The organism is Methyloligella sp. GL2 (assembly GCF_013341275.1).
Taxonomy (GTDB): domain Bacteria; phylum Pseudomonadota; class Alphaproteobacteria; order Rhizobiales; family Methyloligellaceae; genus Methyloligella.
The window spans coordinates 2,901,384-2,916,419 of record NZ_CP054476.1 but is presented as its reverse complement, the minus strand read 5'-3'; the positions used below and the strand labels follow the sequence as shown (position 1 = coordinate 2,916,419).

12 protein-coding genes and 1 tRNA gene are annotated in these 15,036 nt (G+C 64.3%); 7 read left to right on the top strand and 6 right to left on the bottom strand.

From position 1 onward, the window contains the following. Positions 1-287: 287 nt before the first annotated feature. On the bottom strand, positions 288-1,658 hold the full coding sequence (locus HT051_RS13575) for a HAMP domain-containing sensor histidine kinase (protein ID WP_174542533.1): 1,371 nt from the start codon (positions 1,656-1,658) through the stop codon (positions 288-290). Between the two features lie 308 nt (positions 1,659-1,966). Here HT051_RS13575 and HT051_RS13570 point away from each other — a divergent pair, with 308 nt between their 5' ends. Continuing rightward, complete coding sequence (locus tag HT051_RS13570) at positions 1,967-2,464, top strand: phasin family protein (RefSeq protein WP_174542532.1); 498 nt, start codon at positions 1,967-1,969, stop codon at positions 2,462-2,464. Between the two features lie 269 nt (positions 2,465-2,733). After that, positions 2,734-2,810: transfer RNA gene (locus HT051_RS13565), tRNA-His, on the top strand. Between the two features lie 119 nt (positions 2,811-2,929). On the opposite strand, the gene HT051_RS13560 is transcribed toward HT051_RS13565, so the two are convergent. Further along, positions 2,930-3,472, bottom strand: a complete 543-nt coding sequence (locus HT051_RS13560) for a PRC-barrel domain-containing protein (RefSeq protein ID WP_174542531.1) — start codon at positions 3,470-3,472, stop codon at positions 2,930-2,932. A 156-nt stretch (positions 3,473-3,628) separates the two neighbouring features. On the opposite strand from HT051_RS13560, the gene HT051_RS13555 reads away from it, so the two are divergent. Next, positions 3,629-4,777 (top strand): glycosyltransferase family 4 protein, encoded by a 1,149-nt coding sequence (locus HT051_RS13555; protein WP_174542530.1) that lies wholly within the window; start codon positions 3,629-3,631, stop codon positions 4,775-4,777. Between the two features lie 28 nt (positions 4,778-4,805). On the opposite strand, the gene HT051_RS13550 is transcribed toward HT051_RS13555, so the two are convergent. Genes HT051_RS13550 through HT051_RS13540 form a run of 3 tightly spaced genes read right to left on the bottom strand, consistent with a single transcriptional unit; the run spans position 4,806 to position 8,745 of the window. Continuing rightward, on the bottom strand, positions 4,806-5,759 hold the full coding sequence (locus tag HT051_RS13550; protein ID WP_174542529.1) for an NAD-dependent epimerase/dehydratase family protein: 954 nt from the start codon (positions 5,757-5,759) through the stop codon (positions 4,806-4,808). Beyond that, positions 5,756-6,769, bottom strand: a complete 1,014-nt coding sequence (locus HT051_RS13545; RefSeq protein ID WP_174542528.1) for a glycosyl transferase — start codon at positions 6,767-6,769, stop codon at positions 5,756-5,758. The genes HT051_RS13550 and HT051_RS13545 overlap by 4 nt, the downstream gene beginning before the upstream one ends. Positions 6,770-6,792: 23 nt before the next feature. Then, on the bottom strand, positions 6,793-8,745 hold the full coding sequence (locus HT051_RS13540) for a nucleoside-diphosphate sugar epimerase/dehydratase (RefSeq protein WP_174542527.1): 1,953 nt from the start codon (positions 8,743-8,745) through the stop codon (positions 6,793-6,795). 442 nt (positions 8,746-9,187) lie between these two features. Between HT051_RS13540 and HT051_RS13535 the strand changes: the two genes are divergently transcribed. Next, positions 9,188-10,279, top strand: a complete 1,092-nt coding sequence (locus HT051_RS13535) for a TRAP transporter substrate-binding protein (RefSeq protein WP_174542526.1) — start codon at positions 9,188-9,190, stop codon at positions 10,277-10,279. A gap of 52 nt (positions 10,280-10,331) precedes the next feature. On the opposite strand, the gene HT051_RS13530 is transcribed toward HT051_RS13535, so the two are convergent. Then, positions 10,332-10,727 (bottom strand): c-type cytochrome, encoded by a 396-nt coding sequence (locus tag HT051_RS13530; protein WP_174542525.1) that lies wholly within the window; start codon positions 10,725-10,727, stop codon positions 10,332-10,334. Positions 10,728-10,908: 181 nt separating this feature from the next. Between HT051_RS13530 and HT051_RS13525 the strand changes: the two genes are divergently transcribed. From HT051_RS13525 to glcF, 3 genes are read left to right on the top strand one after another with little or no spacing between them, the layout of a single operon-like run. Next, a complete protein-coding gene (locus tag HT051_RS13525) occupies positions 10,909-12,354 on the top strand; it encodes an FAD-binding oxidoreductase (protein ID WP_174542524.1) in 1,446 nt (481 codons plus the stop codon). Positions 12,355-12,362: 8 nt separating this feature from the next. After that, complete coding sequence (gene glcE / locus HT051_RS13520) at positions 12,363-13,586, top strand: glycolate oxidase subunit GlcE (protein ID WP_174542523.1); 1,224 nt, start codon at positions 12,363-12,365, stop codon at positions 13,584-13,586. A gap of 6 nt (positions 13,587-13,592) precedes the next feature. Continuing rightward, positions 13,593-14,942 (top strand): glycolate oxidase subunit GlcF, encoded by a 1,350-nt coding sequence (gene glcF / locus HT051_RS13515; RefSeq protein WP_174542522.1) that lies wholly within the window; start codon positions 13,593-13,595, stop codon positions 14,940-14,942. Positions 14,943-15,036: the final 94 nt, after the last annotated feature.

Genomic DNA, 15,036 nt, shown 5'->3' with positions numbered 1-15,036 from the left:
CCCCGGCAGACCGCAAAAAATATGACTCTATCTTCCCGATTAAATCGTCTTACCGGCAAGGTCAACGCCTAAGTCGAAGTCTAACGCACCTTAGAAAGCTTCTAGTATTTAGGTGTGAGAGGCATCGATAAGTTGTCGTGAAGTTTTACTTACAGATGTTCAGAAAAGACGAAAGTAGAATTTCGACAATGCAGAGCAGCGCATGCATTGCGGGTGAAGAGGAGAGAGGTGAGTGCCGAATAGAGCGACCGAAACTTTTCAAGCGAAGAGCGTCGCCGGCGCGCCGGTTAGGACGGCTTGACCAGCCGTTCCTTCGGGAACACCACGTCGGCCGAGGTGCCGCGCCCGGTTTCGCTGGAGAGGATGAAGCGCGCCCGGTTCGCTTCCACCAGCGCCTTGGTTAGCGGCAGGCCGAGCCCGGTGCCGCCCTGCTTACGCGGTGCGGTATCCAGCTGCTTGAAGGGCTGCATGGCCAGATGCACCTCGTCGGCGCCCATGCCGACGCCGTTATCGCTGACCCGCAGCCGCAAGGCGCCCTTGGAGGTCAGCGTGCCGGACAAGATCACCTGGCCGCCTTCGCGGGTGAACTTGATGGCGTTGGAAAGCAGGTTGAGCAGAATCTGCTTCAGCCGCCGCCGGTCCGCCAGCATGTGCGGCAGGCCCGGCTCCAGCGAGGTGCGCAGCAAGATGCGCTCGCGCTTCGCCAGGGGCTGCAGGCTGTGGATGCATTCCTCCACGATCTCCTCCGGATCCACCGCGGTGAAGTCGAGCTCGAATTTGCCCGCCTCGATCTTGGAGAGATCCAGAAGGTCGTTGAGCAGGCTCAGCGCATAGAGCCCGCTTCGATGGATATCCTCGATATAGCCCTTGTAGCGGTCGTTGCCGATCGGCCCCAGCTTCTCGCCGATCATCAGCTCGGCGAAACCGAGGATCGAGTTGAGCGGCGTGCGCACCTCGTGGCTCACCTTGGCGAGGAAGCCGAGCTGCTGCTCGGTGGCGCCGAGCGGCGGCTCGGGCGCAGCGGCCGCTTCCGCGGCAGGAGCCTCTTCCGTAGCAGGAGCTTCTTCCGCGGCAGGAGCTTCTTCCGCAGCAGGAGCCGGGGCGTCGGCCGCAGGCATCTGTTGGTCCGGTTCGGTCGCCGCTTGCGGCTCGACCCGTCCGGCGCTGTCCAGCAGCCGCAACAGGCGTAAATTCCGCTCCGGGGCGATGACCGTCACCTCGAACTGCGCCTTGATCTGGCGCCGCCCGCGGGTGAGGCCCTCGACGCGGATTTGCGACAAGCGCTCGCTATCGGCGCTCACCACCACCTCGGCCTCGTCCAAACCTTTCGGCACGATGCGCCGCAAGCCGCCCTCCGCCTGCAGCTCCTCGAACGAGCCGAAGCCGAACGCGTTGACGAAGGCCTTGTTGGCCAGAAGCAGCGCATCTTTCTCGATCAGGGCGACCGCGGTCGGCATCGCATCCAGCAGCAGGCTCAGGCTTTCGCCCTGCAGCACCGGTGCGCCGCTTGCCAGCGCGAGCGTGGCGCTGTCTTCCGGAATCGTCTGCATCGGCGCCGACTGGCCCGGCGCGCGTCCCAGCGCCCGGGCGATGTGCTCCAGCGCTTCGCGGGTCTGGTCGTTCTCTTTGCCGTGATGCTTCTGGAAGGTGTCCGCCATGGGCCTGCACAGTCACGCTGCGGTCGCTTGAGGGCGCTACTGTCCGGTAGCGGGCGGTTCTGAGCTTTGGATTCTACTAGGGTTAGCGATCCAGTCTCAATTGGCCCCTAAATTTAGTAAAGGGCTAAAAAGTTCCATAGCGCGAATGGCGCGAGGCGTCTAGAGCGCGAAAAATGATGGGATTGCCGCGACATTCCCTTGTGCCGCCGCGATGCACCATATTATATTGCAGTGCAGCATGATATTGTCATGTCCGCCGCGAGGTGGCTTTACGCCAATCGCTTTACGCCAATCTAGGAGACCACCCAATGACCAGCTCTGACTCCCCCGAGGGCGCGATCGAGGAGGCGAAGGACGCGGTCGCAGAGACAGTCGAAACCGCGGAGAAAGCGGCTTCCGACTTCTCGAACGACTTCACCGCCGCCATCCCCGAAGGCTTCCGTGACATGGCCGAGAAGGCAATCGCCCAGAGCCGTGAGAATTACGAGAAGGCCAAGGATGCGATGGAAGACACGGTCCAGGCTTTCGAGAAATCCTTCGATGCTTACGGGCAGGGCGCTTCCGCCTTCAGCCAGAAGCTCTTCGAAATGGCCCAGACCAACATGAACACCAGCTTCGCCTTCGCCAAGCAGCTCTCCGAGGCCAAGGATTTCGGCGAGTTTGCCAAGATGCAGCAGGCCTTCATGCAGAAGCAGATGGAGACCTTCTCCGATCAGGCCGGCGAGATTCGCACCCTTTCGGCCAAGATCGCCGAGGATGCGTCGGCTCCGATCAAGAGCCAGTTCGACCGCGCCCTCGCCAAATAGACCGGACCGGTCAAGGCAGGGCAGACCAGTCCGCGAGAACGCCGCGGCCGCTTGGCGGGATGCCGAGCGAGAACCAGAGGAGGCCAAGCCTCCGCCATGCGTTCCCCTAGTTGAGAGGTCCGGGTTCGCTCGGGCCTTTTTTGTGTCTGCGATTTGGTGCTAGAAGGTGCGGCATTGCGGTCGTGCGGGGCCGGCAAATTCTCACCTCTCCGGTGCTTGCCAGAGGGCGCGACAGCCCTTAGGTTCGCGCATCCGAAACGGATCGTTGCGCCGCTGTAGCTCAGTTGGTTAGAGCGCTTGATTGTGGATCAAGAGGTCACTGGTTCGAATCCAGTCAGCGGTACCATCCGGGCGGCCCCCTTCACGCGGACCGCAGCGAAGACTTCTTAAGTAAAGAAGACGCCGCAAATGAAAAGGGCCGGATCGCTCCGGCCCTTTCGCGCATCTAAGCCTTGTCTGTTTCGCTCAGCTCGGCCGGTCCTGATCCTTGATCGGCTGCCAGGTCTTCGTCTCGGTATCGAAGGTGAAGCCGGGCGCCTTCTCCAACGCCGCCTTGGTGGCATTCAAGGTCAGGCGGATCTCGCCGGTCTCATCCCGGCTCTCCAGCAGCGCCGCGAACGGAATGGCGACATTCTTCTCGCCGACCCCGAGGAAGCCGCCGACGCCGATGATCGCCGTGGCGATTCGGCCATTCGGGCCGATCAGAAGATCGTTGATGTCGCCGATCTGACTCCCGTCAGGGCCATAGACCACCTGGTGATAGTAATTGCTGACCGGATCGGCATTCTCCGGAAGCTTGGCTTGCAAGCTCACCGCCCCCTTCGCGCTGCTGCCGTTCATCGCCGCGGCATCGCCCATCTGGCCCATCTCGCCCATCTGGCCGTGCGGTTCCATTTGCATCGGGGCCGGGCCCGCATCGGGGCTTGCCGCCTCTTGCGCGAGGCTCGGACTGGCAATGCCGCTTGCCAGCAGGAGCGCGATCGCGGTCGACGAGAGAAACGTGTTCATGCTGTCCTCCTCTCTTGCTTTCACTGAGGCTCACAACGTCCGCGCCCGGGCGGCTGTTCCGCTTGCAAGCCATGCGGCAATCGACCACAAAGGGTCGGCCCCGCCGCGGGGCCGCCGAGCGCTTCTCTTCAACGCGTCTTCCTGACGAGATCGCGAATGCCACGCCGACTGCTCTTCGTGATCACCGAGGATTGGGCCTTCCTCACCCATCGCCTGCCCATGGCGCGCGCCGCCCGCGATGCCGGCTACGAGGTGCATGTCGCTGGCCGCATGGGCGCCCGCCGCGGCGAGATCGATGCCGAAGGCTTTACCTCCTACGACCTGCCGCTTTCCCGCGGCGGCTTCTCGCCAACCCGCATTCTGCGCACCGCCTGGGAAATCCGCCGGCTGATGCGCAAGCTGAGGCCGGTCATCGTCCACAATGTCGGCATCAAGCCGATCATCGCCAGCAGCAGCGCAGCGCTCGTCTCGCCGGTCAAGCTGGTGATCAACGGGCTGGCCGGGCGCGGCACGCTGTTCGCCGACAATGGACGCGAGACCGAGGCCATCCGCCAGCTGGTGGGCAAGCTGCTCGGCTTTCTGCTCACCCGCGCCTATAGCTGGGCCCTGGTGCAGAACCCCGACGATGCCGCCTTCCTGCGCGATCTCGGCGTACCGCAGGACCGCATCCGCATGATCCTCGGCTCCGGCGTCGATACTGCGCATTTCACCGTGCTGCCCGAGCCGCCGCCGCCGGTCACCGCCGCCTTTGTCGGCCGTATGGTCGCAGTGAAGGGGGTGCCGACCATCGTCGAGGCCCATGAGATCTTGCGCCATCGCGGGGTGGAGTTGCGGCTCCTGCTGGTCGGCGACGAGGATCCGGAGAATCCCGGCTCGCTGGCGCCGGAGCAGCTGCGCGAATTCGCCTCCGCCTTCAACATCCACTGGCTCGGTCATAAGGACGATGTGCGCGAGGTCTGGAAAGAGGCCCATTTCGCCGTGCTCGGCTCGCGCGGCGGGGAGGGGCTGCCCAAGACCTTGCTGGAGGCCGCCGCCTGCGGCCGGCCCATGGTGGCGACCGATGTGCCGGGCTCCCGTGAGATCGTCATCGATGGCGAAACCGGGTTCTTGGTGCCGCCGGACGATCCGCAAGCCTTCGCCGATGCGATGGAGAAATTGGCAGGCGATGCGGCGCTGCGGCAGCGCATGGGCAAGAACGCCCGCGCCCGGGTAGAGCAGAAATTCTCCGCCGATCGCGTGGGGCAGGAGACGGTGGCGCTTTACAGCGAGCTACTGGCCAAGGTGAGCGAAGCCGGCAAGTCCTGAAGCCGGCAAGTCCTGAAGCCGACAAGCCCTAAAGCGTCGTCAGCGCCCCTTCGGTCCGGATCGCCGCTTCGATACCTTCGGTCGAGCTCGTCGCCGGCTCCCAGCCGATGCCGCGTAGCTTGGCGCTATCCACCACGAAATTGCCCGAGATGCGGTCCCAGTCGCCGCCGCGCCCGAAGCTGTGCAGCACCCGGCGCAGCGCCCCTTCCGGGATCGAGACCAGATTGGGCTTGCGGCCGAGCCCGGCCCGGATCGCGGCGATCATCTCCCCGACCGTCACCGGCTCGGTATCGGCGACGACGAAGGTCTCGTTCAGCGCCGCCTCCGAGGTGAGCGTCAGCAGGATCGCCGACACCAAACTGTCCAGCCCCAGCAGCGAGCGCTTATTGGTCAGCGCTTGGAAGGGGAGCGGCATCGGCGTCTTCGCCATGGTGGCGAGCGAAGCGAGATTGCCCTTCATATGCGGGCCGTAGATCACCGTCGGGCGCAGGATCGTGTAAGGCACGCCGCTTTCGATCAGCAGCCTTTCGCCCTCCAGCTTGGAGCGGCCGTAAGAATCCGTCGGCTGCGGGGAAAGCGCCTCATTCACCGGCTCGTCGATGGAAAGCCCGGCCTGCGTCCGGGTGGTAGAGATGAAGACGATCCGCTCCACACGACCCTTGGCTGCGTCCGCCAACTTGCCCACCGGCGCGGCGTTGATCCGCATATAGGTCTCTTCGTCGAGCACGCCCGGCGCGTGGGCAAGCCCGGCCAAATGCACCACATGGCTCACCCCGTCCAGCAGTGGCGCCCAGTCGATCTCATCGCCAAGATCGCCCATGGCGACCGGCTCCACGCGCTCGCTCGCTTCGATCTTGGAGGGATCGCGAGTCGCCGCGCGCACCTGCCATCCCGCCTCGCTAAGCGCGTGCACGGTTGCGCGCCCGATAAACCCGGCGGCGCCGGTGACCAGAACCTTTCCCGTCATGCCCGTCTCTGTCATACCCGCCCTCTTGCCAAAATCCGCAGCAGGATGCCAGTGGCGCCGGCCCCGACCAGCAGCAGTGCCACATCAAGCAGGGGCGAATTGGTCACCGCTGCGATCACCGCCAGCACGGCCAGCAGGCTGCCGAGAATGAAGATGCGCGTGGTGACGTCCGGCGCCTTGAAGCCCAGGGTGAGGGCGCGCTGATAGAAATGGCTGCGATGCGGGCTGAAGATCTTCTCGCCATTGGCGATGCGCCGGCCCAGCGTCAGCCCGGAATCGGAAAGCGTGTAGAGCGGCAGCAGAAGCGCCGCGACGATATCGGCGCGGGCGACGAAGATCAGCATCCAGGCAAGGCAAAGCCCGATCGGCAGGCTGCCGGCATCGCCGAGGAAGATGCGCGCCGGGTGTTTGTTGAACACGGCAAAACCCAGCACCCCGCCGAGCAGCACCAGCGCCAGCAGCGCCACATTGTCCGGCACTGCGCCGAGATAGCCGAGTGCGATGATGCCGAGCGTCATCGGCACGGTCTGCGCCACGGTGATCCAGTCGATCCCGTCGAGAAAGTTCACCGCGTTGATGAAGGCCACCGTGCCGATCACCAGAAGCAGCCGCTCTACTGCCAGCGGCATGGCGCCGGGCAAGATCTGGAAGCTGTCGGGCAGGCCGAGCACGATCAGGATCGCCGCCGCGGCTTGCCCGGCGAAGCGCCAGGAGACCGGCAGGCTCATGGCGTCGTCCAGCGCGCCGAGCAGGGTCAGCCCCACCGCGGCGCTGAGCACCGAGATCGGCGAGGGTGCCGAGGCCTCCAAATGCCCCAGCGCCCACAGCGCGACATAGACCGCCAGCATCGCCGCCATGATGGCGAGGCCCGCCGCCTGCGGCACGGCGCTCTTATGCGAGGAGCGTTCGTTCGGAATGGCGATGAAGTGCCGCTGCAAGGTTGGCATCAGCGCCAGGATCAGCACCGCGGTCAGAACGGCACAAGCGGCCACGACGGCGCATGAGACGATGATCTTCTCTGCCATGGTGAAACCGCTGATATGTTGGACTAGTGGACGGTGCGCGAGATGCTGTGCCACTCGGGGCCGGCAGACAGCGGATGGCCGGCGGCGGCTTCGTCATAGCCTTCCACCGTCCCCCGCAGCAGCTCTTGCAGCTCGATCTCGTCATGGCGCTGCATGGCATCGTCCAGCCGCTCCAGCACCGCGCCGAGATCCTCGTATGCGAGGATCGGCTCATGGGTCTTGAAGATGCGCGGATGGCTGGTGCCGGTGGTGTTCTCGCCGATCAAGAGTTCCTCATAGAGCTTCTCGCCGGGGCGCAGCCCGACGAATTCGATCGGAATATCGCCTTCCGGATTTCCCTCGTCGCGCACCTGAAGCCCGGACAGATGCACCATGGTGCGGGCCAGATCGGCGATCTTCACCGGCATGCCCATATCCAGCACGAAGACTTCGCCGCCGGTCGCCATGGCGCCGGCCTGGATCACCAGCTGCGCCGCTTCCGGGATCGACATGAAATAGCGGATGATCTCCGGATGGGTCACGGTGACGGGCCCGCCATTGCGGATCTGCTCGCGGAAGCGCCGCACCACCGAGCCGGAGGAATCCAGCACATTGCCGAAACGCACCATGGTGAAGATGGTGGTGGAGTTGGGGTCCTCGGCCAGCGCCTGAAGGATCAGCTCGGCCAGCCGCTTGCTCGCCCCCATCACATTGGTCGGGCGCACCGCCTTGTCGGTGGAGACCAGCACGAAGCGCTCAACCCCCAGCTCCTGCGCCTCTTCGGCCAGGGCCAGCGTGCCGAAGGTGTTGTTCTGAATACCGGCGAAGGCGTTGATCTCCACGATCGGCACATGCTTGTAGGCGGCGGCGTGATAGATCACCTCCACGTCGTAATCGGAGATGGTGCGGCTCACCAGCCGCCGGTCGAGCACCGAGCCCAGAACGGTGACGACGCGGGTATTGGCGATGCCGCTTCCCGGCTGCTGCTGCAGCGCCTCGATCTCCATGGAGATCTGATAGAGCGCCACCTCCGACAGCTCGAACAGCACCAGCACTTTCGGCTTGAAGGCGAGAAGCTGGCGCGTCAGCTCTGAGCCGATGGAGCCGCCGGCGCCGGTGATCATCACCGATTTGTCGCGCACATGGCCGGAGATCAGCTCCATATCGGGGGCCACCGGATCGCGGCCGAGCAAATCTTCCACGTCGATCGGGCGGAGATCGGAAATCTCCACCGCGCCGGAGGCGATCTCGTCCAGATTGGGAACCGTCTTAACCTCGACCGGGAAGGGCTCCAGCGCCTGGATCGCCGCCCGCCGCTCGCTCCGCCGCGCCGACGGCATGGCCAGCATCACCTCGCGGATGCCCTCGCGGGTGATGGTGGAAGCGAGCTTCTCCGGCCGGATCACCTTCACCCCGTGGACGTACTGCCCGGCGAGGGAGGAATCGTTGTCGATGAAGCCGACGATCTTGTGCTTGCCGGCCTCGTTCAGGGAGCGCAGCAACTGGATGCCGCTGGAGCCGGCGCCGTAGATCAGCACCCGCGGTCGCTCGTCGAAACTGAGCGGCTTATGGTCGGGAACGAAGCGGAGCAGGATCGCGCCGGCCCATTGCCGCGAAAGCCGGATCAGACCGGCGGCGATCAGGCCGTAGATCACCACCACCGAGCGCGGATGCGGCCGTACCCCGACGAACAGCACCAGAAGCGCCCAGAGCAGCACCGCCAGCACCACGGCGACATAGATGCGCGTGGTGCCTTCCGGGCCGATGAAGCGGGTCACCAGCTTGTAGAGCCCGCGCAGATAGAAGGTGACCACGCCGATCACGGGACCCGCAAATAGCAGGAAGATCAGAACCGGCTTGTCGGGAACGTAGAATTCGCTGAGGCGCAGCGAATAGGCGGCCCACAGGGCGAGCAGCAGCAAGACGAAGTCGTTGGCGAAAAGCAGGCAGCGCTTGAACCAGCGCGGGCTCTCGATCAGCCAAGCGACGAAACGCATGACCGTTGGCCCCACCCCAGCTCGGTCGGCCGACTTCATTCCCATGACCCGTAAACCCTCATGCGCCCCTTCAGGCGGAAAACAATAGCTGATGCGCGGGAGGAAGGGTAGTTAATGCCCGGAACGGCCCCAAAACGCAAATGCCTTGTTTTTCGCTGCTTCTTGGCGCTCGAGCATGAAAGTTTTGCGTCATAAAGCGGCGAAAGTTTCAATGTTAGCTAAAAGCCGAACAGCACGCGTTTTCCCCAAAGTCGGCCTCGCTGTCTGGCCGGAGCGGCTTGGTGCAAGCTAGACTGGCAGAGGGATGGACGCTTTGAGTCGGTCTTACCAGGATCGAACTGGCCAGAATTGAACTGGCCGAGTCTCGTGGCGAGATAAAGGCCGGCCCGGTTGGCGGGAGCCGCGATTGGAATACGCGCACCGCCCCAAGGGGGAGAGAGGGATGATCCGACGGCGCCTTTGCGCAAGCCTCGTCGCCTTGTTTCTCGCCGCCGCGCCTGCGCAGGCGGGCGCCGAAGAGCCGCTTCACTTCTCCACCCCGATCACCTACGGCACCCATCTTCCCGGGCTGGGCAAGCCGGTGAAGGATTGGGCGGCGGAGGTCGGCGCGCTTTCCGGCGGCACGCTGTCCTTCGATATCGAGCAGCCGGGGCAAAATGTGATGCCCCAGGATATCCTGGATGCCGTCTCCAAGGGGACGGCCGCTGCGGGTTTCTCCAAGGCCGAATTCTGGGCCAACCGCCTGCCCGCCGCGGCACTGTTCTCCGGCTTTCCCTTCGGCCCCGATGCCAAGACCTATGCCGCCTGGTTTTATGCCGGTAACGGGCTGACGCTTTATCAGCACATGTATGACGATGGCGGCTTCAACGTGCACGTCTTGCCCTGCGCCTTCGGCGGGGCGGAGACCGCCGGCTGGTTTGCCAAGGAGCTGAAGAGCCCGGAGGATATCGAACGGCTCCGCATCCGTATCTTCGGCCAGGGTGGGCTGGTGATGCAGAAGCTCGGTGCATCGCCTGCCCTGGTCCCCGGCAGCAAGCTCAACCAAGCCTTCCAGGATGGCGATATCGATGCCGCCGAGCTTTACCCGCCGCCGGTCGATGCCCGCACCGATCTCGCTGGGGCGGTGAAACGCATCTATCTGCCCGGCTGGCAGCAACCGGAAACCGTGATGGAGCTGCTGATCAACAAGGATCGCTGGAATGCGCTGGACGATCAGCAGCAGCTCTGGATCGAGACCGCCTGCCGGGACACCATGTTTCAGACCATGAGCGAGAACCCGGTGCTCGCGGCCAAGGCGCTGTCGGATTTTGCCGATCAGGGCGTGACCATCGAGACCTTGCCGGCGCCGGTGCTCGACCGGCTGCATCAGACCTGGGACGAGATCGCCGCTCAGCAGGGCAAGCACGATCCGTTCTTCAGCCAGGTGCTGGACGATATTCGGAAATTCCGGGCGGAAATCGCAACGCCTGGCGCTGTGGCGCCGATGGCGGGTGCGTCAAGCCTCGAGCCGCCGATGACCAGCGCGACGGAGTGAGGTCGAGGAAGGTCCGGGCCTGTCTCCAAGCCCGGACCCATAATTGCGCGCTCTACTCGGAGAACGTCTTCAGATAGGCGATCACGTCGGCCCGCTCGGTCTCGTCCGGCAAACCTGCGAATGCCATCGACATCATGGAATCGGGGATCATCGCCTTGGGGTCTTTGATCCATTCGTCCAGATGCGCCTCGGTCCAGGTGTAACCATCCGCACCGAGCTTCTTCATGCCTTGCGAATAGGAGAAACCTTCGATCGATGCCGCTTTCCGGCCGACAATGCCGTTCAGCTCCGGCCCGACCACCGTGGTCGCGCCTTCGCCGACCTGGTGGCACATGGCACATTTGGCGTTGAAGATTTCCTTGCCTTTCTCGGCATCCGCCGCGAATGCAGCGCTACTCCCTGAGAGCAGCAAAGCCGCTCCCAGCACACTTCCCAAAATCAGTCTCATCTCAACACTCCCTAGGTATCACCTTGGGTCTCAACCAAAGGACAACGCAGTTTGCTGAGATCGGTTTGCCCCCGCAAGCCATGATCGCTGCTTGTGGTTTCCGCGCCATAGGCGGCGCTCTTGGGCAAATCGGGCGAAAACAGGGCTGGTCCGCGCGCGCCGAATAGGCGAAAAAGCAGGGATGGTGCATCCCGCAATCGTCGAGCCCGATGCTGAAATCCTGGCGCGCCGGGATCAGATCGTGAAGAAGCTCAAGAAGCTGGCGCCCGACGCCGTCCTCATCACCGACGAGGAGGGGCGCCGGACCTACGAGACCGACGCGCTCACCGCCTATCGCTGCCTGCCGCTCGCCGTGGTGCTGCCCGGCACGACGGAAGAGGTGAGCCGCATCATGCGCTATTGCTGGGACAACAATATTAAGGTGGTGCCGCGCGGCGCCGGCACCTCGCTCTGCGGCGGGGCGTTGCCGAGCGCCGATTCCATCGTGATCTGCGTCTCGCGCATGAACAAGCTGCTCGCCATCGACGAGGTGAACCGCACCGCTCGAGTCGAGACCGGCATCACCAATCTCGCCATCTCGCAACAAGCCGCCCCGCGCGGCTTCTTCTATGCGCCCGACCCCTCCAGCCAGCTCGCCTGCACGCTTGCCGGCAATATCGCCATGAATTCCGGTGGCGCCCATTGCCTGAAATACGGTGTTACCGTGAACAACATTCTGGGCATGAAGGTGGTGCTGGTCAGCGGCGAGGTGGTGGAGCTCGGCGGCGATCACCTCGATTCCCCCGGCTACGATCTGATGGCGCTGCTGACCGGCTCCGAAGGCCAGCTCGCTATCGTCACCGAGGCGACGGTGCGGCTCTTGAAAATGCCCGAGACGGCGCGGCCCATGCTGCTCGCCTTTCCGTCTTCGGAATCCGCCGGTGCCTGCGTCGCCGGCATCATCGCCGCCGGCATCGTTCCTGTCGCCATCGAGTTCATGGACAAGCCGGCCATTCATGTCTGCGAGAATTACGCCCATGCCGGCTATCCCCTCGACGCCGAAGCCATCCTCATCGTCGAGGTGGAAGGCTCCGAGGAGGAGGTCGCCTGGCTGCTGGAGAAGATCGAGGAGATCGCCAGCGAATACGATCTTCTGCAAAGCCGCGTCAGCCAGTCGGCGGAGGAGAGCGAGGCCATCTGGCGCGGCCGCAAGGCCGCCTTCGGCGCCATCGGGCAGATCTCCGATTATTTCTGCATGGACGGGGTGATCCCCGTTTCCAAGCTGCCCGAGGCGCTGGCCCGCGTTTCCAAGATCGCGGCAAGCTACGGTCTCGACGTCGCCAATATCTTCCATGCCGGCGACGGCAATCTGCATCCGCTGATTCTCTACGATTCGAGCGACGAGGAGCAGTTGGAGCGGGCCGAGGCCTGCGGCGCGGACATCCTCAAAGCCTGCGTGGAGCTCGGCGGCTGTCTCACCGGAGAGCATGGCGTCGGCGTGGAGAAGCGCGATCTGATGTCGTGGCAATACGGCCCGGCGGATCTTCTCCAGATGACCCGCCTGAAGGATCTGTTCGATCCGCAATGGCAGCTCAATCCCGATAAGGTCTTTCCCCGCGAAGCGCGCAGCGGCAGCGGCGCGGGCTGACGGTACCCATGCAGCAGCGCTTCCATGCCCCGAATTCCGCCGACGAGCTCGCCGAGATCGTCGAGACCTATGCCGAGGAAGGTCTGCCGCTCGAGGTGCGCGGCCTCGGCTCCAAGCTGCCCTTCGGCCGCCCCGTGCAGACCGGCGCCGTGGTCAGCACCGAGAAGTTGGAAGGCGTCAGCCTTTACGAGCCGACCGAGCTGGTGCTCTCCGCCGGGGCCGGCACCCCGCTTGCCGAGATCGAGAAGCTCCTCGACGACAACAAGCAGCAGCTCGCCTTCGAGCCTTTGGACCTTGCGCCGGCCTATGGCGGCAAGCCGGGGGAGGGCAGCATCGGCGGCGTGTTCGCCACCGGTCTTTCCGGCAGCCGCCGCATCCTTGCCGGCGCCGCCCGCGACAACATCCTCGGCATCAAGGCGGTGAACGGGCGCGGCGAAGCCTTCAAGGCTGGCGGCCGGGTGATGAAGAACGTCACCGGCTACGATTTGAGCAAATTTCTCACCGGCTCCTGCGGCACACTGAGCATCCTCACCGAGATCACCATGAAGGTGCTGCCGAAGCCGGAAGAGGTGCAGACCCTGGTGTTCCACGACCTACCCGAGGAGGCCGCCCTCGGCCTGATGGCCGATGCCATGGCCAGCCCCTACGACGTCTCCGGCACGGTGCATCTGACCGAAGGTTTGGGTGCGAGCTTCTCCGACGCCGCCTTGAGCGATAGCCAAACCAACGCGACCTTGCTCCGGGTCGAGGGCTTCGAGAGCGCTGTCCGCTACCGCATCGGCCAGCTCAAGCGGAAATTCGCCGCCTACAACCCCGACACGGTGCTGGCCGCCACCCGCTCGCGCAAGCTCTGGGCCGAGATCCGCCAGCTGAAGCCGATGCAAAGCCGCGAGCGGCCGCTCTGGCGCATCTCCACCGCTCCGAACAAGGCGGCCGGGTTTGTCGCCGCGCTCCGCCACAGCCTGTCTTTCCGCACTATGTTCGATTGGTCCGGCGGGCTGATCTGGCTGGAGCCCGACCCCACCTCCGATGCCGGCGCGGTGGAGATACGGCGCATTCTTTCCGAATATGGCGGCCATGCCACGCTGATCCGCGCCGAGCCGGGCATCCGCGCCTCCGTCCATGTTTTCCAGCCTTTGGAGCCGGCGCTGATGGCGCTCAGCCGCTCTTTGAAGGATACTTTCGATCCGGCGGGGATTCTCAACCCCGGCCGCATGTATCCCGGTATTTGATCCGTCATGCAGACCAACTTCTCCCTTCGCCAGCTTCAGAACCCGGAGATCGCGCAAGCCGACGAGATCTTGCGCCGCTGCGTGCATTGCGGCTTCTGCACCGCGACCTGCCCGACCTACGTGCTGCGGGGCGACGAGCGCGATTCCCCCCGCGGCCGCATCTATCTGATGAAGGAGATGTACGAAGAGGAGCAGATCACCCAGCCGCTGGTCACCCATATCGACCGCTGCCTGTCCTGCCTCTCCTGCATGACCACCTGCCCGAGCGGCGTCGACTATATGCATCTGGTCGACATGACCCGGGTCAAGATCGAGGAGAATGTGAAGCGGCCGTGGCGCCAGCGCATCAAGCGCTGGTTCCTCTCCAAGACCATGCCGTACCCCTCGCGTTTCCGCTTTTTGCTCTGGGCCGGCTGGCTGATCCGGCCGTTGAAACCGGTGGCGCAAGCGCTGGGCTTTCGCGGCATCGTCAACGCTCTCGACATGGTGCCGGAAAAGCTGCCGCCTCTGACCTTGCCCGCGCAGGAAAATATCGTCTCGGCGCCGGCGGCGCCGTTGCGGCGCGTCGCCGTGCTGCAAGGCTGCGTGCAGGATCTGCTGCAATCCTCGATCAATCAGGCCGCCTGCCGCTTGCTGGAGCGCCACCGCATCGAGGTGGTGCCGATTACCGATCAGGCCTGCTGCGGCGCTCTGGACCACCATCTCGGCAAGGAAGAGCAGGCGCTCCAGCTTGCCCGCCACAATATCGATGCCTGGTCCGCCGAGATGCGCAAAAAACCGCTGGATGCCATTTTGGTGACCGCCTCGGGCTGCGGCACCATGGTCAAGGATTACGGCGCGCTGCTTTCCCGCGACCGCGGCTATGCCGACCGCGCCGCGGCGATCTCATCCATCACCTACGATATTTCGGAGTTTCTCGCCGATTTCGGCCTGATTGCGCCTGCGATCTGGAGCAATCTGAAGATCGCCTACCAGTCGCCCTGTTCGCTGCAGCATGGTCAGGGCATCGACCGGGAGCCGAAAACCCTGCTGCGCGAGGCCGGCTTCCGCCTCGTCGACCTTCCCGAAGGCCATCTTTGCTGCGGCTCCGCCGGCACCTACAGCCTGCTCCAGCCGGAGTTTTCCACCGAGCTGCGGGATAGAAAGCTTAACCATATCAAAAATCTCTCCCCCGATATCGTGGCGACCGGGAACATTGGCTGCCTCTGCCAACTTAAAGGGGGTAGCAGCGCCCCAGTGGTGCACACGGTGGAGCTGCTGGACTGGGCCACGGGCGGACCGTGCCCGGCGAGCATTAAGGAGCTTGAGGGGGAAGCAAAGCCTGTCCGAGAGCTGATCGGGACCGAGCCGGCCTAGCGAGCGCCGGATTTGCGGTTTCACGGGTGAGCTGCGTTTTTGCCGGACATGCAACTTTCGCTTTGCTTAGGCATTCCACCCCCTGCAACGCGCG

Excerpts from the sequence above, each read along its gene's own strand:
- HT051_RS13540 (WP_174542527.1), bottom strand. The coding sequence starts at position 8,745 with ATGCGTTTCGTCGCTTGGCTGATCGAGAGCCCGCGCTGGTTCAAGCGC.
- HT051_RS13550 (WP_174542529.1), bottom strand. The coding sequence starts at position 5,759 with ATGACAGAGACGGGCATGACGGGAAAGGTTCTGGTCACCGGCGCCGCC.
- HT051_RS13530 (WP_174542525.1), bottom strand. The coding sequence starts at position 10,727 with ATGAGACTGATTTTGGGAAGTGTGCTGGGAGCGGCTTTGCTGCTCTCA.
- HT051_RS13575 (WP_174542533.1), bottom strand. The coding sequence starts at position 1,658 with ATGGCGGACACCTTCCAGAAGCATCACGGCAAAGAGAACGACCAGACC.
- HT051_RS13525 (WP_174542524.1), top strand. The coding sequence starts at position 10,909 with ATGGTGCATCCCGCAATCGTCGAGCCCGATGCTGAAATCCTGGCGCGC.
- glcF (WP_174542522.1), top strand. The coding sequence starts at position 13,593 with ATGCAGACCAACTTCTCCCTTCGCCAGCTTCAGAACCCGGAGATCGCG.
- HT051_RS13555 (WP_174542530.1), top strand. The coding sequence starts at position 3,629 with ATGCCACGCCGACTGCTCTTCGTGATCACCGAGGATTGGGCCTTCCTC.
- HT051_RS13560 (WP_174542531.1), bottom strand. The coding sequence starts at position 3,472 with ATGAACACGTTTCTCTCGTCGACCGCGATCGCGCTCCTGCTGGCAAGC.
- HT051_RS13535 (WP_174542526.1), top strand. The coding sequence starts at position 9,188 with ATGATCCGACGGCGCCTTTGCGCAAGCCTCGTCGCCTTGTTTCTCGCC.
- HT051_RS13570 (WP_174542532.1), top strand. The coding sequence starts at position 1,967 with ATGACCAGCTCTGACTCCCCCGAGGGCGCGATCGAGGAGGCGAAGGAC.
- glcE (WP_174542523.1), top strand. The coding sequence starts at position 12,363 with ATGCAGCAGCGCTTCCATGCCCCGAATTCCGCCGACGAGCTCGCCGAG.
- HT051_RS13545 (WP_174542528.1), bottom strand. The coding sequence starts at position 6,769 with ATGGCAGAGAAGATCATCGTCTCATGCGCCGTCGTGGCCGCTTGTGCC.